Below are 17,566 nucleotides of genomic sequence, written 5' to 3'. Positions count from 1 at the left end.
GCGCGCACCCGCACCGCTTGGAAAGGTTGGGGGCGCCGGCGGCGGTGAAGGGGCTCCACGCTGTCGCCTACTCCCGCACGTGACCGCGGTACGGACGGGAGCGGGGGTGAAAGCCGCACGTACCCACGGGCCCCGGCCCCAGACCGGGCACAGGACCGCGACCCTGGCCGTAGGGGGTGAGAGCCGCGCGCTCCTGCGACCCCGGCCCCAGGGGGTGTGGGAAGGAAGAACCGCGACCCTCGCCCCAGGGGATGTTGCCGCACATACCCGCGACCTCGACCCCAGCTCGGGCACAGGACCGCGACCTCCGCTCCGGAGGGTGTGGGGAGGAGGGGCCGGCCACCTTCGCCATGGGGGTGAGACCCGCACCCTGCCGCCGGCCCCGACCCACGACACGGGAACGCCTCTACGGCGTTTGCGGCGTGCACCTGGTGGGACCAAGGCCGAGGTTCTGTGTCCGGCCTGGGGCTGAGGTTTCCAGTCGGGCGGGAACCCCCTGGGGCCGAGGCGGGGCGGGAACCCCTTACGGCCTTCGCCCCCGGGGCGAAGGCCCCCGACGCCCACCGGCGGTGGCCGAGGACATCAGGAAGCCGGACACCCGCCCCCGGAGCCGAAGGAGACGAGATCCGCCCTCCGACCGTGGCTCGACCCCCGACAGGCCTACCCCCGACCGCCCTACCCGTCACCCACCACAGCGTTGAAAGAGCCCAAGGGAACGCCTGAGCGGATCAAGCCCACCCCCGCTCCCCGTCACCCCAGGGACGTATGCCCGATGGACGCCGGTTCCGCGTGTGCGTGCAGGTCGGCCGCCTCGATCTCCTCCCGGGTGATCCCCAGGATGAACGCGATCGTGTCCAGGTAGGGCACGTTCACCGACGTGTCCGCCTGCTGGCGGACCACCGGCTTGGCGTTGAACGCCACGCCCAGCCCGGCCGTCTGGAGCATGTCCAGGTCGTTGGCCCCGTCGCCCACGGCGACGGTCTGCTCCAGCGGCACCCCGGCCTCGCGGGCGAACCGCTCCAGCGTGACGGCCTTGCCCTTGCGGTCCACGACCGGGCCCACCAGGCCCCCGGTCAGTTTGCCGTCGACGATCTCCAGCGTGTTGGCGGCGGAGTAGTCCAGGCCGAGCCGCTCCACGAGCACGTCCGTGATCTGCGTGAAGCCGCCGCTGACGATGCCGCACTCGTACCCCAGCCGCTTGAGCGTGCGGATGAGGGTGCGGGCGCCGGGGGTCAGCTGGATCTCCTCGCAGACCTCCGCGATGGCGTCGGCGTCCAGGCCCTTCAGCAGGGCGACCCGGCGGCGCAGGGACTCCTCGAAGTCCAGTTCGCCGCGCATCGCCTGCTCGGTGACGCGGGCGACCTCCTCTTCGCAGCCAGCGTGGGCCGCCAGCAGTTCGATGACCTCGCCCTGGATCAGGGTGGAGTCGACGTCCATGACGATGAGGTGCTTGGCGCGGCGGTGCAGGCCGCTGGGCTGGACGGCGACGTCCACGCCCTGGGTGGAGGCCTCCATGGCGAGCTCGGCGCGCAGCTGCGCCAGGCGGGCGGGGTCGCCCGCGGCGCCGGAGATCTCCATCTCCACGGAGGTGACCGGGTAGCTGGACAGCCGCTCGATCCGGTCGATGTTGGCGCCGGCCCGGGCCACACAGGAGGTGATGGCGCCCAGCGCGCCGGGGCGCAGCGGGTCGGCGAGCACGGTGACGTGCAGCCGTGCGGCGGAGGAGGACTCGTTGACCCGGTTGTGCGCGTCCCCGGAGGCGTAGTCGGCCTCCATGTCGAGGTCGATCGCGGTCTTGTCGAGCGCGTTGCGGACCTCTTCGAAGACGCGGTGGCGGCTCACCCCGGGGGCGACGCGCTCGTCCACCTCCAGGACGGCGCCCAGGACGAGGCGTCCGGCCAGGACGACCTGCTCGAGGTCGACGATGGTCACGGGGAAGACGGAAAGGGTGCTCAGCAGGCGCGCGCTGATCCCCGGACGGTCGCGACCGGTCACCGTCACCGACAACGTGGTTTCATCATTCATGGCGCTGTCCACGGTACTCGGCCGCTCGCCGGCGCCGTCGCGCAGGTCGCTTCTTTTCCCAGCTAGTTCACTATGTGGACACCCGGGCCGGGGTCTTCCCGGGCCCTGGTGTCACTTCTGCTTCTTCGACTTGCGCGGTTTCTTCGCCTTCACGGAGACTCCGCCCAGCATGCAGGTGCCGGTGAGCCGGATGACGGGGGCGTTCGGGTCGGTCACCTGGTCCGTTCCGTGCAGCTCGGTGCCGCCGAGGATCCCGGACGTGTTGTTGATCACCCTGACCCCGTGGGGGACGGTGATGTCGACCCCGCCGAGGATGACGGCGACCTGGATGGTGACCTCGCGGCGGCTCAGGACGGCCTCGCGCAGGTCCAGGTCGACGCCGCCGCACAGGACGGACACGTTGGTGCGGGGCTCGACCAGCCAGCGGCCCTTGCGCTCGCAGCCGCCGAACACGGCGACCATGTTCTCCGAGCCCTTGCTCTGCCCGGCCAGGTCGCGGGCCTCCTGGCCCAGGATCTCCATGCCGTCGGCCGCGTGCGCGCCGTCGACGGCGGTGGGGAACGGGCTGTGCCCGGCGGCGGGCAGGTCGGAGACGATGGGCGCGAGCTCGCCCATGGTCTTGGCCTTGTAGAGGGTGTCGAGTCGTTCCTCGTGCTCCACGGGGGTGAGGCGACCCTCCGCCAGCGCTTCGCGCAGGCGTTCGGCAACCTTGTCACGGTCCGCGTCGGAAGCTCGGATGTGCTCGGGCTGCATGGTGTCGGGTCTCCTCCTCGATCGTGGGCCGGGTGTCGGCCGCACTCCAAGTATGGGTTCGGGCCCGTCGCGGGCGGATCAGGTATCTTCCCTGGCCCTACCCTGAGACTCCCCCTCAGGCCCCCAGGACCAAGGATGCCCCTTCCGGGCCGTACCGGCCAGGGCCGGTACCGGGTCGTGACCGTCGGGCGGGGCGGTTCGCGGTGCGGGTGCCCCGCCCGGACGGCGTGTCAGGCCGCGATGAACCGGTCCACCAGCAGCTCCAGCCTCTGTTCGGCGTACTGCGGCGGCAGCCGCTCCTCCCGGGTCAGGGTGGCCAGCCCGTGCAGGGCGGCCCAGAACACCTCGGTGAACAGCCCCGGGTGGACGCCGTCCCCGGAGACCTCGCCGAGTGTCTCCAGCAGGGCGGCGAAGGCGTCCTTCAGGGGCTCGGGGGTGTCCTCGTGCGCGAAGGCCAGGCCGCCGTCGAGCCGGAACATGGCGTCGTAGACCGCCGGGTTGCGCACGGCGAAGTCGAGGTAGGCGCGGGCGAGGGCGGCGACCCGCGACCGGGGGCCGTCCGCGGCGGCGGTCGCGGCCCGCAGCGCCACGGCCATCTCGGCGGCGCCCTGGAGGGCGACGGCGCCGATGATCTCGCGTTTGCCGCGGAAGTGGCTGTAGAGGACGGGCTGGCTGTACTCGATGCGCTCGGCGAGCCGGCGGGTGGTGACGGCGTCCCAGCCCTGCCGCTCGGCGAGTTCGCGGGCCGTGGCCACGATGAGGCGTTCGCGCTCGGCCCGTTCGCGCTGCTTGCGTTCCTGTACCGACATGGCTTGATTCTAGCACTGCTAGACAATCGAGCGGCGGCAGTATTAGCATCGCATCAAAATCTAGCGGCGCTAGAAACTTGGAGGCACAGCCGTGCTCGTCGCACTGGAGATCGTCACCACCGTGATCGTGGGCCTGATGGTGGGGGTGGAGCTCGCCGTCGCCCTCGTCTTCAACCGGATCCTCGACGCCCTCCCCGAGGACAGCGGCCAGCTCGGCCGGAGCCACGGGGGCCGGATGCTCGGGGCCGCGATGCCGGTCTGGTACATCGGCTCGCTCGTGCTCGTCGGGATCTGGGCCGTCGCCGGGTGGCACCAGGAGGGTGTCGGCCTCGTCGTCACCGCCGCCGCGCTGCTGGTCGTCAGCGTGCTCATGTCGGTCCTGCTGCTCGTCCCGATCAACAACAGGGGCAAGACGTGGACCCCCGAGAACCGGCCCGCCGACTGGAAGCGGCAGATGAAGCGCTGGGACCGCTACCACTACGTCCGGGTGGCCGTCATCACCGCGGCCTTCGCCCTGCTGGTCACCGCCCTCGCCTGAGCCCGCGGCCCCGGACGGACGGCCGGCGAGGCCGGCCGGGGCGGGCCGCGTTCGCCGGCCGGCGGACGCGGCGCCGCGGCTCTCCCCTCCGCCTCTCCTCGGCCGCGCGCCCGGCGCATGCCGCGGGGGCCGGGCGCCGTACGGGGAGGGCCCGCCGGTCACGGCACGGCACGTGCCCCGGGACGCGGGCTCAGAGGGGGATCGAGGAGTGCGCGGCCACCAGGGCCCGGCGCACGGCCGAGTCCAGCCGGCGCAGGGACCGCGCCCTCAGCTCCGCCTGGTGGGCGCTCATGCCGCGGCCGGAGCGGGCGTCGGCCAGCTCCACGACCGCCGCCAGGCGCGCCGCCTGCTCGGCGACACCGCGGGCGCGCTGCGGGTAGGCGGGCGGGAGCCCTCCGCCGCCCCCGTCGGCGGAGCCCAGCGCGTTCACCCGCCGGCGGACATCGGGGGAGAAGCCGGTGAGGTCGTCGACGCCCTCCAGGTCGCGGGCGACCTCGATGAGGGTGAGCTTGAGCGCCTGCTCGGCCTCGGCCAGGCCGGGTACCTGGGGGATCGTGTCGTTGGCCCGATACGGGGCCCAGGAGACCCCCACGTAGGATGAACCCCGCCGGTCGGTCGTGGGGACCAGCCCCACCTGGCGGTCGGCGAGTCGGAGCAGTACCCCCTCCCGCGCCTCCAGCGCGGCCTGGTTGAACTCCCCGGGGCCGACCAGACCGAGCGGGTCCCCTTGTACGGGCAGTGCCAGCCGGAACGCCGAGGGTCTCGTACCCGGCAGGCCACGAAGTCGTACCAGTGCGGCCCGCAGCGGTACGCCCTCCTCGAAGGGCAGGTCCCCCGGCGGTACGGTCCCGATGAGCTGGGGCCCGCTGTGGCGTTCGACGGCGTCCACGGCCTCGTCCAGGCCGACGTGCCCGGACAGCCAGGCGTTGCCCCAGGCGACGAGTGTTGCGGACGTGGAGTTCATGGCTCCAGGGTAGGTCGGTGCTGCGCCGGCCGGGTCGGCACTGCACCGGCGCGGGACGCGAGTGACGTGAGGGAGAACGATGGACGGTCGGGTTCTGGGGCTGAGCGGTGTCACCGTGCGGCGGGGTGACGCGCTCCTGCTGGACGGCGTGGACTGGTCGGTGCTGGAGGGTGAGCGCTGGGTGGTCCTGGGCCCCAACGGCGCGGGCAAGACCACCCTGTTGAGCGTGGCCTTCAGCCAGCTGTACCCCACTTCGGGCGAGGTGGAGATCCTGGGCGAGCACCTGGGGCGGGTGGACGTGTTCGAGCTGCGGCCGCTCATCGGGTACGCGGGGGCGGCGATCGCCAACCGCATCGAGCAGGGCACGCCGGTCCTCGACCTGGTGCTGAGCGCGGCCTACGGGTACCTGGGCCGGTTCCGGGAGGAGTACGGCGTCCCGGACCTGGGCCGGGCGCGGGCGCTGCTGGGCCACTGGGGCGTCGGCGACCTGGCCGACCGGGAGTTCCACACGCTGTCGGAGGGCGAGCGCAAACGCGTGCTGATCGCCCGGGCGCTGATGTCGGACCCCGAGCTGCTGCTGCTGGACGAGCCCGCGGCGGGCCTGGACCTGGGCGGCCGCGAGGACCTGCTGCGCCGCCTGGGCGCGCTGGCCCGCAACGAGGCGGCCCCGGCGCTGGTGGTGGTGTCGCACCACGTCGAGGAGATCCCGGCCGGGTTCACGCACGGGCTGCTGCTGCGCGGGGGCGGTGTGGTCGCGGCGGGTCCGCTGGACGAGGTGATGACGGCCGACAACCTGTCGGAGACGTTCGGCCTGCCCCTGAAGGTGGAGCGCGACGGCGACCGCTGGAACGCCCGGGCGGTCTGACCCCGGACCCGCTCCCGACCCCCGAGAACCCTTCCCCGCTCTCCTCCCGTGCACGGCCGGCGGTCCTCCGCCGGCCGTCCCCTTTTCCCGGATCCCCGGTGACCTCCCTGTCCTCGGCGCCGGGACCGGGGCCGAGGACAGGGTCCGGGACCGACGGCGGGCCGTTGCCGATACCGGGGCCCAGAGTGGACGCTGTCCCAAAACACGGATAAGGGGTACGGAAACAGCGCCATCATATTGACCTTAAATACTGTTCCTGTCCGGATATAGCTCCTTGATGTGACTTCGGGTACCGTCTTCGGCGGTGAGCGGAACGCTCCAATTCGGCGCGCTTTATGATCATCGGGTGGGCGGGGCCGGGCGATGCGCGGTCCGTGCCCGCGTTGCCTGCACCCCCGTCAGGAGAACCGGAGCTGCCCAGATGTCGATGTCGAATACCGCCGCGGCGCATACCGCCCCGGAGCGCGACAAAGGGGTGATCGCATGACCATGGTCATCATCGTCGCCCTTTTCGTCGCCGTTCTCCTTCTCATCTTCTGGCGGAGCGTGCGCATCATCCCCCACTCCATGCAGGACGTGGTGGAGCGCTTCGGCAAGTACCACCGCACCCTGGACTCGGGGTTCAACGTCGTCATTCCGGGCGTCGACCAGGTCCGCGAGCGCATCGACCGCCGCGTCCAGGTGGTGAGCTTCCCGCCGCAGTCCGCCATCACCGAGGACAACCTGGCCGTGGAGGTCGACTCCGCGGTCTACATCCGGGTCGTGGACGCCTACCGCGCCACCTACGAGGTCGCCAACTTCATCCAGGCGGTCGAGCAGCTCACCCTCGCCACGCTGCGCAACGTCATCGGCGGCATGAACCTGGAGGGGACCCTCACCTCCCGCGACCAGATCAACCGCGAACTGAAGGCGGTGCTGGACGAGGCCACCAGCGACTGGGGCATCGAGATCAGCCGCATCGAGCTGAAGGGCATCGAGCCCCCGGGCTCGGTGCAGGAGGCCATGGAGATGCAGATGCGCGCCGACCGCGAGAAGCGCGCGCAGCTGCTCAGCGCGGAGGGCGAGAAGCAGTCCGCGGTGCTGCGGGCCGAGGGTGAGCGGTCGGCGGCGGTGCTGCGGGCCAAGGGGCAGGCGGAGGCGCAGATGCTCACCGCCAAGGCCGACGCCGAGGCCCAGACCCTGCGGGCGCGCGGTGAGGCCGACGCCATCCACATGGTGTTCAAGGCCCTGCACACCAGCAAGGTCGACCCCGACGTGCTGGCCTACCAGTACCTCCAGAAGCTCCCGGAGATCGCCAAGGGCGACGCCAACAAGGTGTGGATCGTGCCGTCCGAGATGGGCCAGGCCATCCAGGGGGTGGGCGCCGCGTTCCAGCGCCTGCGCGACGAGGTCGTGCGGGTGCCCTGACGCCCCCGCCGCGACCCGCCGTGCGGCCCCGGTGCGCCCGAGCGCCCCGGGGCCGCACGGCTTCACGGAAGACCTGCCCCACGGGCCGCAGGGCCCGTTACGGCGGCCAGTGGATGACCCGATGACCGGCTCACCGGGGCCGCTCTCGTAGGCTGTGGGAGCCCTCGACGGTCGGGGAGCGGAGAAGCCACGAAAGCCGGACTATGGAACTCTGGGAGGCTGCGGCCGTCCTCCTGGCGGGGATCGCCGCCGGGGGGATCAACTCCATCGCGGGGTCGGGGACCCTGTTCACCTTCCCCGTGCTCCTGGCCCTGGGGTACCCGCCGATCACCGCCACCATCTCCAACAGCATCGGCCTGGCGCCCGGCAGCATCAGCAGCGCCATCGCCTACCGCAGGGAGCTGGCCGGGCAGCGCTCCCGGGTCATCCGGCTGGGCGGCATGTCCCTGATGGGGGCGATCACCGGCGCGCTGCTGCTCATCTACCTGCCCGCCGGGGTCTTCGAGAAGGTCGTCCCGTTCATGATCGGCGCGGCCTGTGTGCTGATCATCCTCCAGCCGCGCATCACCCGCTGGGCCCGGGCCCGCAAGCCCGCGCGCAGGGACGGCGGTCCGCTGCTCCCGCTGGGCGCCTACCTGACAGGCAGCTACGGCGGCTACTTCGCCGCGGCCCAGGGCATCATCCTCATGAGCATCCTGGGTGCCGCCCTGGACGACGACCTCCAGCGGCTCAACGGCCTGAAGAACCTGCTCGCGGGGATCGTCAACGGCGTCGCCGCCGTGTTCTACATCGTGCTGGCCTCGCCGTCGTGGCCGGTGGTCGGCCTCATCGCGGTGGGCTCGATCCTCGGCGGCTACCTGGGCGGCCGGTTCGGCCGCCGGCTGAGCGCCGCGGCCCTGCGCGTCGTCCTGGTGGTCGTGGGCCTGTCCGCGGCGATCCAGCTGCTCATGGGCCGGGTCTGACCCGTCCCACCGCGCAGGTGCCCGCCTCCGGCTCCGGGGCGCGCCCGGCGCTCGCGCCCGGGCGGGGGGTCAGGTGCGGAAGTACCCGCGCCGGTCGGCGTCGTCGATGAGCGCCGTCGCGTACGCCCCCAGCGCCTCGGACCCCTCGGCGATCAGCTTGACCTTCTCCATGACCTGGGCCCGGGTGATCCCGAACCGCACCCAGGTGCCGCCCTCGTTGTGCCAGTTCGCGAGCATCGGCGACAGCCGGTCCACGGCCCGTGCGAACCGCGCCTCGGGGGTGACCCTGGCCTCGAACTCCTCCCAGAGGGCGCGGGCGGCCTCGGCCTGGTCCTCGGGGAGCAGCGGGAAGATGCGGTCGGCGGCGGCGCGCTCGCGCTCGGCCTGGGTCTGCGAGTTGACCTGGTCGAACAGGAAGGTGTCGCCCGCGTCGATCTCCACGATGTCGTGCAGCACCAGCATCTCGACGACCCTGTCGATGTCGGTGCCCTCGGGGGCGTACTCGGCGAAGGTGCGCGCGGTCAGCGCCAGATGCCAGGAGTGCTCGGCCGAGTTCTCCCTGCGGGACCCGTCCACCAGCAGGTTCTGCCGCAGGATGCGCTTGAGTTTGTCCACCTCCAGAAGGAAGCGGAGCTGCGCGTTCAACCGCTCGTTGTCGACCCCGCTGGCAAAGACCGGTGCCGGTTCCGTCACGTGGTTCGCCCTCCTGAAGGATGAGTCGAAACGGTCAGGTGGACCGCCCTCGAGCGGTCGCCCCTGGATGATCCCATGGAACGCGGACCGACTGTCGCGGCGGCGTCCGTTAAGGGGACGGCCGGAGATGCGGCGGAGTGCACACGGTGAACGCGGTCTCACGGGGAGGTTGCGGTCGCGCGCGGACCGCCACCGGGGTACCGGACCCCTCACGCACCGCCCCGGACCTGCGCGGAAGCCGTGACGTGCCGGTGGAACCACTCTGTCAGGGCGCGGTCGGCGAGCACGCCGCCGGGGGTGAGCGGGCCCGGTTCCAGCCCGGGTTCGGGGCCGATGGCGTGCGCCAGGTCGGGGATCACGATGTGACGGAGCACATGGTCGGTGCCCTCGGGCGACACGGGTGCGGCGGCCTCCTGTTTCAGGCGGCGGCCGCGCCGCCGGAGCCAGCCCGAACCGCGCTCCTCGGGCTCCGCGGTGCCCGAGAACTCGGCGCGCAGCGCCTCGTGCAGGCCCAGGCCGTGCTCGGGGGGCAGCACGTCGTCCCGGCCGCCGCTGACGACCAGTACCGGGACGCGGCGCCTGGCGACCTCGGGGGCCCGGGAGGTGAAGTCGAACCGCTCGCGGACCGCCAGCGCGTCCTCGGTCCAGCCGTAGGGGGCGCCGCGGTTGCGCTCCCGGGCGGCCAGGACGGGCGCCGGGTCGGTGACCGGGTTGACCAGGGCCGCAGCGCCGACCGGCAGGTCGCCCTCGGCCAGGGACAGCAGGACCGCGGAGGCGCCCGCGCCCACCCCGAGCAGGCCGACCGGGTCGTCGGTGATCGGGAACAGGGAGCGCAGCTCGGCGACCAGCCGCGGCAGCTCGGCCGCGGCCCCCTCGACCACGGGGCCGAACAGCTCCATCAGGTAGTCGCTCTCCCCGCGGCGGCCGATCTCGGGCACCCCGCCCTCGGGCAGCCGGGCGCCGAACAGCGGCAGCCCCGGGTAGACGCGCCAGGCGGGCAGGGAGGCCAGGGGCGCGGTCCCCGCCAGGGCGGCCTCGCTGCGCGGCGGCTCGAACGCGTGCAGGCCCAGGACGAGCGGTGCCGGGTGCGCCCCCGTCGCCGGGGGCAGGGCCAGGAAGGGGATGCCCGCGGCGGTCCCGGCGACCGGGGCGGACCTGCCGTCCAACATGGTGCCGTCTACCACCGCGCCTCGCCTTCGTTGCGCCGGGAGAAGTCGGTGAGGTAGCTGCTCACCAGCCTCTTCGCCTCGTTGATGAGGTCGGGGTCGCCCTCGGGGTCGTTCCGGAACGCCAGCTTGAGCACGGCGTCGGCCGCCTCGACGGCCACGTTGACGGCCCGGTCGAGCTCGTCGCTGTCGGGGATGCCGGAGGCGGACACCACGATCTTGCGCAGCCGGATCGAGATGACCCGGTTGTTGTCGGTGCCGCCGTTGAGCAGCCGGGTGTCGACGATGTCGCCGAAGTGCAGGCTGCGGAAGCCCGGCACGTTGCGGTGCATGTCGATGTACTCGTCGACGATGGCGTCGACGGCGGTGGTCCAGTGGGAGAACGACGTCCCGGCGAGGCGTTCGGTGATCCGGGCGCCGAACTGGTCGAGGAAGCGCAGCCCCAGGGCCTGGGTGATCGCCTTCTTGTCGGGGAAGAACTGGTAGACCGAACCGATCGCGACCCCGGCGCGCTCCGCGATCCGGGTGGTGGACAGGTTGTCGTAGCCGACCTCGTCCAGGATCTCGGCGCAGCAGTCGAGCATCCGCTGGACGCGGAGCATGCTGCGCTGCTGGGCCGGCAGCCTCCGGAGGGGGGCCTGCGCGAAGGCGAGCTCGTCAGTGGAGACACGTGCGTGACCCGACCCGTTCTTGCCTGCGGGGGTCCTCCGCGACCGCGGGGGCGTTGAGCTTCGGGAATTAGTCGTCACAGCACCTATGATGCCGTTCCGGAATCACCTGGTTCCGGGGAAATTCCAGTTTCGTTCTGCGGACTCTTCCTTCCGCGCCACCGTCAGGGCAGGGTAGTGGCGTGCCCGAGGCCTCACAGCCATCGCTTTTGGAGGTTGAGTCATGAACACCCCGCCGACGACCGAGGACTCGCGGGACACCACACCCGAGCAACTCGACGCCGTCATGGAGCGCGCCGCGGCCGCCGCCCCGCTGCTGGCCTCGCTCACCCCGGCCGAGCGGGCCCGGCTGCTGCGGGCCGTCGCCGACGCCCTGGACGCCGCCGCCGACGACCTGGTCCCCCTGGCGCAGGCCGAGGCGCACTACCCCGAGGCCCGCTGCCGCGGCGAGCTGGGCCGCACCACCTTCCAGCTGAGGCTGTTCGCCGACGTGCTGGAGGACGGCACCTACCTGGAGGCCATGGTCGACCCCGCCGACCCCGACTGGGGCACCCCGCGCCCGGACGTGCGGCGGATCCTGGTGCCGCTGGGGCCGGTCGTGGTCTTCGGGGCCAGCAACTTCCCGTTCGCGTTCTCCACCGCGGGCGGGGACAGCGCCTCGGCGCTGGCCGCCGGCTGCCCGGTGGTCGTCAAGGCCCACCCCGGCCACCCGCGCCTGGCCCGGCGCACCACCGAGGTCGTCGTGGCGGCGCTGGCCGCCGCGGGCGCCCCGGAGGGGGCGTTCGCCCTCGTGGAGGGGGTCGAGGCCGGGCGGCAGGCGGTCCTGCACCCGCTGACCCGGGCCGTCGGGTTCACCGGCTCCATCCCGGGCGGGCGGGCGCTGTTCGACCTGGCGGTGTCGCGCCCGGACCCGATCCCGTTCTACGGGGAGCTGGGCAGCGTGAACCCGGTGTTCGTCACCCGGGCCGCCGCCTCCGCCCGCGGCGAGGAGATCCTCGCCGGGTACGCCGAGTCGGCGAACCTGGGCTCGGGCCAGTTCTGCACCAAGCCGGGCGTGGTGTTCGTGCCGGAGGACACCAAGCTCGACGCGCTCGTCGCCGACTTCGCGGGGCGGGCCGCGGCACCGCTGCTCAACGACCGGGTCGCCGACGGGTTCGCCCGCGGGCTGGACACCCTGGCCGGGCACCCGGCCACCGAGGTCCTGGTCCAGGGGGCGGCGGACGGGGACGGCGGCTGGTCGCCGTCGCTGCTGCGCACCGACCTGGACGCGCTGCTGGAGCACTCCGAGGCCCTGCTGGAGGAGTGCTTCGGCCCGGCGACGCTGGTGGTGACCTACGCCGACGAGCGGAGGCTGCTGGAGGCCGCGGGCGTCCTCCAGGGCCAGCTCACCGTCACCGTGCACGGCGAGGAGGACGACGCGATCGCGCCCGCGCTGCTGGCGCTGGGCGCGTCCGTGGCGGGCCGGGTCGTCTGGAACGGCTGGCCCACGGGGGTGGCGGTCACCCACGCCATGACCCACGGCGGGCCGTACCCGGCGACGACCGCGCCGCTGCACACCTCGGTGGGCGGCACCGCGATCCGCCGCTTCCTGCGCCCGGTCACCTACCAGTCGGTGCCGGACGGCCTTCTTCCGGAAGCTCTGCGCGACGCCAACCCGTTGGGCGTCCCGCGCCGCCTCAACGGCGCGCCCCCGGCGGTGTGACCCGCCGGGCCGGGGCGGGCCCCGCCCGCCCCGGTCCCCGCTCGGGGAATCCGGGGAAGTACGGGTCCCCGGTGGCGCCCCACGCCTCGTACTTCTCCCGGAAGGCCTCGGCGTGCTCCCGCCGACTCTGTGATGCCGATCGGTGGGTGAGCGCTCCCACGACGTACCCGGCGCAGCCGAGGACGGGCAGGATGAGGTTCACCGGGTGCAGCGCGGCCTCATCCCAGACCTGGGAGATGATGATGAGCGCCGCGCAGGACAGGGCACAGGTCCATTGCAGGAAGATCGTTCCGCCCGGGCGCCGGACCCCGAACTCCCGCAGGCGCTGTCCGGCGAGGACGTACCCGTGCCGGTTCACCCACGGGTGCCATCCAAGGGAGCCCCGGTCCACCAGGCCCTCGGCCATGGCCACGTGGTACGGGTCCGCCAAGGGCGGCAGCGCGCCCTCGGCGGTCAGCTCCATGTCGTACCGCAGGGTGAGCCGGTACACGGCCGTGCAGAGCAGCGCGCACCCCGCCAGGGAGAGGGCCGCGTACGGCAGGAGAGCGGTCACCGCGTCGCCGACACCGAGATAGAAGCCTCCGGCGGCCAGGAGCAACGCGAAGATGACACCGATCGCCAGTGCGGCCACGAGGGCGTTTGCGCGCGGGTCGTTCTGATGGCGGATCTTCGCCGCGGCGGCTCGCACCACCCACGAGCGCGGTGCGGGCGGGAGTGCCGGGGGCCGTGGCGGGAGCATGGGGGATGGTGGGGGGAGCCATACCCCCGACCGTATCCGGACACCCTCCTGACGGGTAGGTGTGAGGTTCGCCCGAAGACCTTGGTGGCCGGAGTCGGTCGGCCGTAGTCTCCCGCCATGAGCAGCCACCCGAACCCCGTCCCCGACGCCGTCGAGGCGCTGATCCGCGACCTGCCCAAGGTGGAACTCCACGTCCACCTGGAGGGGTCCATGCCCGCCGAGACCCTCTTCGACCTGGCCCGCCGCCACGGGCTGGAGTCCGTCCCCGACACGTTCGACGCGTTGGAGGCGTGGTACGAGTTCACCGACTTCCCGCACTTCCTCGACGTGTACCTGGCCTCCGTCGAGGCCCTGCGCGAGGAGGAGGACTTCGCCCGGCTCACCGCGGCGGTCGCCGGGCGCCTGGCCGCGCAGAACGTCCGCTACGCCGAACTCCACATCAGCCTGTACACCCACCTCATGCGCGGGGTGCCGGCCCGGGTGGTGTTCGACGGCGTGGAGTCCGCCCGCCGGCAGGCCGAGCTCGACCACGGCATCCGGCTGCGCTGGATCCCCGACTTCCCCACCGACTTCGGGCCGCAGAGCGCCGAGCGGACCCTCGAAGCGGTGCTGGCCGACGCGCCGCCCAGCACGGTCGGGTTCGGGGTGGGCGGTACGGGCAGCACCCTGGTCCCCTACGCCGACGTGTTCGGCCGGGCCCGGGCGGCGGGGCTGGCCAGCCTGCCGCACGCCGGGGAGCACGGCGGTCCGGAGCGGGTGGTCGAGGCCCTGGACCTGCTCGGGGCCGAACGCATCGGGCACGGCATCGACTCCATGCTCGACGGCGACCTGGTGGCGCGCCTGGTCGACGAGCAGGTCCCGGTCGACGTCAGCCCCACGTCCAACGTGTGCACGCGGGCGGTGGAGCGGATCGCCGACCACCCGCTGCCCGCCATGCTCGACGCCGGGCTGCTGGTCACGCTCAACACCGACGACCCCACCATGTTCGGCACCGACCTCACCGAGGAGTACCGCACCGTCCACCGGATGGGCCTGGCGCCGGCCGACCTGGTGAGGCTGGCCGCCAACGGAGTCCGGGCCTCCTACCTGGGCACGGCCCACCGGCACGCGCTGCTGGCGGAGATCGCCGAGGTCGCCGCCCGGCACGGGGTGCCGGCCTCCGCCGTGGTCTGACCCCGGGCACGGGCCGGGCGTCCGCGCCGGTCGGCGCGGACGCCCGGGGGCCGCGGATCAGGCGGGGGAGTCGGTCAGCGGCAGGCCGCACTCGTTGCGCATGTCAATCCAGGTCTGCGCGGCGGTGTCGGCCGCGGCGCCCTCGTAGGGGACGGGCACGCCGCCCTGGATCTGCGCGGGCAGCCAGTCGGCCCCGGTGACCGAACCCTGGTCGAAGGTGAGGGTGAGCACCCCGGTCTCCGCGGTCGGGCCGCTGAAGTTGTAGAACACGAAGTTGCTCAGCCCGTAGTGGACGTAGGAGTCACCGAGGAACCCGCCCGGGGACAGCACGTGCGCGTGTCCGCCGACGACCGCGGTCGCGCCGGCGTCCACCAGCTCCTGGGCGAGGGTGGGCGCGTGCGGCAGCGGGCAGTGCGACCCCTCCAGGCCCCAGTGCAGGAACACCACGACGTTGTCGTACTGCCCGGCGGCCTCGGCGACGGCGTCGAGCATGTGCTGCTTCATCTCGCCCTTGGTGGAGGCCATGCCGGGCTTGCCCTCGCCCGCGGTCCACTCGGCCATGAGGTGGTCGTCGAGCACGTCGGTGGCGCCGAACATGGCGACGGTCTGCCCGTTGACCTCGGCGACGTGCGGGGCGTACGCCTCCTCGATGTCGTTGCCGGCGCCGACCAGGGCGACGTCGGAGGCCTCGCCGTTGGAGAGGGTGTCGGCCAGGCCGTCGAGGCCGTAGTCCATGCCGTGGTTGTTGGCGACGGTGGCCACGTCCACGCCCGCCTCGGACAGGGCGTCCAGGGCGGACGCGGGCGCCCGGAAGAGGAACTCCTTGCCGGGGGCCGGGGTGCCGCCCTCGGTGATGGCGGTCTCCAGGTTGACCATGGTCAGGTCGGCCGCGGACAGGTGCTCGGAGATGGGGTCGAGCGCGGTCGCCGGGTCGTCCAGGCGGGGGCGGAGCATGCCCTCGAACATCACGTCGCCGCCGAAGGCGATGGTGAACGGTTCGGCGGCGGCCTGCGGCTCGGGGCTGGCGCTGGGCGAGGACGAGGGCTCGCCGCCGGCCGCCCCTTGGAGCTGTTCCGGTTCTTCGTCGGCGGAGGAACAGGCGGCGACGAGCAGGAGGACGAGCGTTGCGGCCCCGAGCGGCAGGGTCGTGCGCGCGCGGGGGCGGATGTGTGCGGGTTGCATGCGTGCTCCAGAAGGGGCGGGGGAAACGGGGGGCGTGTCCTGAGGGTCAGGACGCGCGTCATGCGTCTCCGGTTGGCCGGTGCGCGCGAATCGGAGACCCCATGCCGCCCGTCACCGGCGAATACTGTTCGTGTTCAGATTATTGCCAAGCGTGTTCGCGTGCCGGGTTCGACATGTCGGGCCCGCGCTCGGGGGCGGCCCTCCGGGTTCAGGGTACGCGCCCGTGACCAGGAGTTTTGTCATGTTCTGCGGCTTCTGTGGCGAGGGTTGCCCGATGGGGCTCAAGGGGTTTTCGTGGGGGTGTGAACGGGCGGAGGGGGTGGCGGGGTCGGTCTTCGGCGCCGTTCCCCGTCTTTTCTCTCAAAAGGGATATCAATCCCATTCTTCTGAATTCACCGCGCACGGGTTGAGGCGCCTCTGAGGCCAATCGACTAAGTTGCTTAGTGGTTTGGTTGAGCGGGTTCACGGAGAACTTTTTTCGCCTGGAGAATCACCCAACGTGTCCGTTCTTTCTCTCTGTGTGTGCACTCAAGAGCCTCTGATCTGCACTGATTTCATATAGTGTTATCGTGATCACTCAGGGTGCCGGGGGTGTGGATAAACATTTCCGGAAAGTGCTTGTGTTCCTTCCCGGGCTTGCTAACGTTTCGGTCCGTTGCCGGTTCGCGAAGAACGCAACCGCGACGCCACGCGGGCCACCCCGCCGTTCCACCGCCCCAGTGCCGGTGACGGGCCCGCGCCGCCGACCGGCGGGACCGTGCGCCACCCGGGCGCCCCGCGCACACCGCGGACCGGACCCGCCCCCACGGCCCAACGCCACGACGGCGTGCATCCCCAGGTTTCCTGCGTCGAAAGGCCGCACCAGATGCGCAACACACTCCGTTACTCCTTCGCCACCGCCGTCGCCGCCGGCCTCGCCTTCGTCCCGGCCGCCGCGGCCTTCGCGGACACCACCACCGACGGCTCCGGGGGCATCGCCTCCGGCAACCAGGTCGTCGTGCCCGTCGACATCGAGGCGGGGCTGTGCGGCAACTCGCTCGCCGTCCTGGGCATCTCCGCGGCCAAGTGCACCCAGGTCTCCGAGGTCCTCTACGAGGCCAGCGGCCAGGGCGGCGGCGCCTCCACCGACGGCTCCGGGGGCGTGGCCTCCGGCAACCAGATCGTCATCCCGGTCGAGGCGGCCGTGGACGCCTGCGGCAACGCCGTCGCCGTCGGCGGGATCTCCAAGGCGGAGTGCGTCGAGGTCGTCGAGGTCCTGGAGGAGGAGTCCGGCAACGGCACCTACTCCACGGACGGCTCCGGGGGCGTGGCCTCCGGCAACCAGATCGTGGTCCCCGTCGACGCCGCCATCAACATCTGCGGCAACTCGGTGGCGATCCTGGGCGGCGCCAGCTCCAAGTGCACCACCATCATCAACATCATCCAGGCCGCCCCCGAGAACGAGGGCGCCCCCGAGGCGACCACCGACGGCTCCGGGGGCGTGGCCTCCGGCAACCAGGTCGTCGTCCCGGTCGACGCCGCCGTCGACATCTGCGGCAACGCCATCGGCGTGCTGGGCCTGGCCGAGGCCTCCTGCATGGAGATCATCTCCGAGGAGCCCGCGCCCGAGCAGCCCGAGGAGCCGGGCGAGGAGACCCCCGAGGAGCCCGCCGAGCCGGAGGAGCCGGGCGAGGAGACCCCGCAGGAGCCCAAGCCCGAGAAGCCCCGCGAGGAGGACAAGAACGAGGAGGAGCCCTCCTCCGACGACCGGCCCGCCCCCGTCCAGCAGGCGGGCGGTGAGCTTCCCCTCACCGGTGGCGCCCTGACCGGCCTGGTCGCGGCGGGCATCGCCGCCGTCGGCGCCGGCGGTGCGGGCCTGTACTTCGCCCGCAAGCGCAAGGCCGCCGCCACCACCGACACGGAGTAGCGCGAACGGGGGAC

16 protein-coding genes are annotated in these 17,566 nt (G+C 72.5%); 7 read left to right on the top strand and 9 right to left on the bottom strand.

Translation table 11 applies throughout. The annotated features are described in order from the left end of the window. Window positions 1-750: 750 nt before the first annotated feature. The 3 genes from serB to ABZ249_RS06145 form a co-directional block, all read right to left on the bottom strand. The gene (gene serB / locus ABZ249_RS06155) at window positions 751-2,025 is read right to left on the bottom strand and encodes a phosphoserine phosphatase SerB (protein ID WP_355257924.1); all 1,275 of its coding nucleotides are present in this window, start codon (window positions 2,023-2,025) and stop codon (window positions 751-753) included. A 111-nt stretch (window positions 2,026-2,136) separates the two neighbouring features. Then, window positions 2,137-2,778, bottom strand: coding sequence for a DUF1707 domain-containing protein (locus ABZ249_RS06150; RefSeq protein ID WP_220564148.1), 642 nt, complete (start codon window positions 2,776-2,778; stop codon window positions 2,137-2,139). A 230-nt stretch (window positions 2,779-3,008) separates the two neighbouring features. After that, entirely contained in the window at window positions 3,009-3,587 is a 579-nt protein-coding gene (locus ABZ249_RS06145) for a TetR/AcrR family transcriptional regulator (RefSeq protein WP_355257920.1), read from the bottom strand. Between the two features lie 91 nt (window positions 3,588-3,678). On the opposite strand from ABZ249_RS06145, the gene ABZ249_RS06140 reads away from it, so the two are divergent. Next, window positions 3,679-4,125, top strand: a complete 447-nt coding sequence (locus ABZ249_RS06140) for a DUF1772 domain-containing protein (RefSeq protein ID WP_355257917.1) — start codon at window positions 3,679-3,681, stop codon at window positions 4,123-4,125. A 190-nt stretch (window positions 4,126-4,315) separates the two neighbouring features. Here the strand turns inward: ABZ249_RS06140 and ABZ249_RS06135 are convergent, their stop codons facing one another. Beyond that, window positions 4,316-5,089, bottom strand: a complete 774-nt coding sequence (locus ABZ249_RS06135; protein WP_220564151.1) for a hypothetical protein — start codon at window positions 5,087-5,089, stop codon at window positions 4,316-4,318. A 79-nt stretch (window positions 5,090-5,168) separates the two neighbouring features. Here ABZ249_RS06135 and ABZ249_RS06130 point away from each other — a divergent pair, with 79 nt between their 5' ends. From ABZ249_RS06130 to ABZ249_RS06120, 3 genes are all read left to right on the top strand, one after another. Beyond that, window positions 5,169-5,954 (top strand): ABC transporter ATP-binding protein, encoded by a 786-nt coding sequence (locus tag ABZ249_RS06130; RefSeq protein WP_355257914.1) that lies wholly within the window; start codon window positions 5,169-5,171, stop codon window positions 5,952-5,954. 483 nt (window positions 5,955-6,437) lie between these two features. Beyond that, window positions 6,438-7,361, top strand: coding sequence for an SPFH domain-containing protein (locus tag ABZ249_RS06125; protein WP_220564153.1), 924 nt, complete (start codon window positions 6,438-6,440; stop codon window positions 7,359-7,361). A 203-nt stretch (window positions 7,362-7,564) separates the two neighbouring features. Continuing rightward, entirely contained in the window at window positions 7,565-8,323 is a 759-nt protein-coding gene (locus ABZ249_RS06120) for a sulfite exporter TauE/SafE family protein (RefSeq protein WP_355257910.1), read from the top strand. Between the two features lie 69 nt (window positions 8,324-8,392). Here the strand turns inward: ABZ249_RS06120 and ABZ249_RS06115 are convergent, their stop codons facing one another. The 3 genes from ABZ249_RS06115 to ABZ249_RS06105 form a co-directional block, all read right to left on the bottom strand. Continuing rightward, entirely contained in the window at window positions 8,393-9,016 is a 624-nt protein-coding gene (locus tag ABZ249_RS06115; RefSeq protein ID WP_220564155.1) for an HD domain-containing protein, read from the bottom strand. A gap of 209 nt (window positions 9,017-9,225) precedes the next feature. Next, the gene (locus tag ABZ249_RS06110) at window positions 9,226-10,185 is read right to left on the bottom strand and encodes an alpha/beta hydrolase (RefSeq protein ID WP_220565442.1); all 960 of its coding nucleotides are present in this window, start codon (window positions 10,183-10,185) and stop codon (window positions 9,226-9,228) included. Window positions 10,186-10,193: 8 nt separating this feature from the next. After that, a complete protein-coding gene (locus ABZ249_RS06105; RefSeq protein WP_220564156.1) occupies window positions 10,194-10,784 on the bottom strand; it encodes a TetR family transcriptional regulator in 591 nt (196 codons plus the stop codon). A gap of 289 nt (window positions 10,785-11,073) precedes the next feature. Between ABZ249_RS06105 and ABZ249_RS06100 the strand changes: the two genes are divergently transcribed. After that, window positions 11,074-12,552, top strand: a complete 1,479-nt coding sequence (locus ABZ249_RS06100) for an aldehyde dehydrogenase (NADP(+)) (RefSeq protein WP_355257905.1) — start codon at window positions 11,074-11,076, stop codon at window positions 12,550-12,552. On the opposite strand, the gene ABZ249_RS06095 is transcribed toward ABZ249_RS06100, so the two are convergent. Next, window positions 12,527-13,183 (bottom strand): hypothetical protein, encoded by a 657-nt coding sequence (locus ABZ249_RS06095; RefSeq protein WP_355257902.1) that lies wholly within the window; start codon window positions 13,181-13,183, stop codon window positions 12,527-12,529. The genes ABZ249_RS06100 and ABZ249_RS06095 overlap by 26 nt on opposite strands. Before the next feature lie 225 nt (window positions 13,184-13,408). Here ABZ249_RS06095 and add point away from each other — a divergent pair, with 225 nt between their 5' ends. After that, window positions 13,409-14,464 (top strand): adenosine deaminase, encoded by a 1,056-nt coding sequence (gene add / locus ABZ249_RS06090; RefSeq protein ID WP_355257899.1) that lies wholly within the window; start codon window positions 13,409-13,411, stop codon window positions 14,462-14,464. Window positions 14,465-14,521: 57 nt separating this feature from the next. Here add and ABZ249_RS06085 read toward each other — a convergent pair whose 3' ends face one another. Further along, window positions 14,522-15,646, bottom strand: coding sequence for a CapA family protein (locus tag ABZ249_RS06085; protein WP_355257896.1), 1,125 nt, complete (start codon window positions 15,644-15,646; stop codon window positions 14,522-14,524). A gap of 865 nt (window positions 15,647-16,511) precedes the next feature. On the opposite strand from ABZ249_RS06085, the gene ABZ249_RS06080 reads away from it, so the two are divergent. Further along, window positions 16,512-17,552: a chaplin family protein gene (locus tag ABZ249_RS06080; protein ID WP_355257893.1), complete on the top strand. Its 1,041-nt coding sequence runs from the start codon at window positions 16,512-16,514 to the stop codon at window positions 17,550-17,552. The last annotated feature ends 14 nt before the right edge of the window (window positions 17,553-17,566 follow it).

Origin of the sequence: Nocardiopsis sp. NPDC006139, from assembly GCF_040614155.1 — a bacterium.
Taxonomy (GTDB): Bacteria; Actinomycetota; Actinomycetes; order Streptosporangiales; family Streptosporangiaceae; genus Nocardiopsis; species Nocardiopsis changdeensis.
This window is presented reverse-complemented; position numbering and strand designations above follow the sequence as displayed.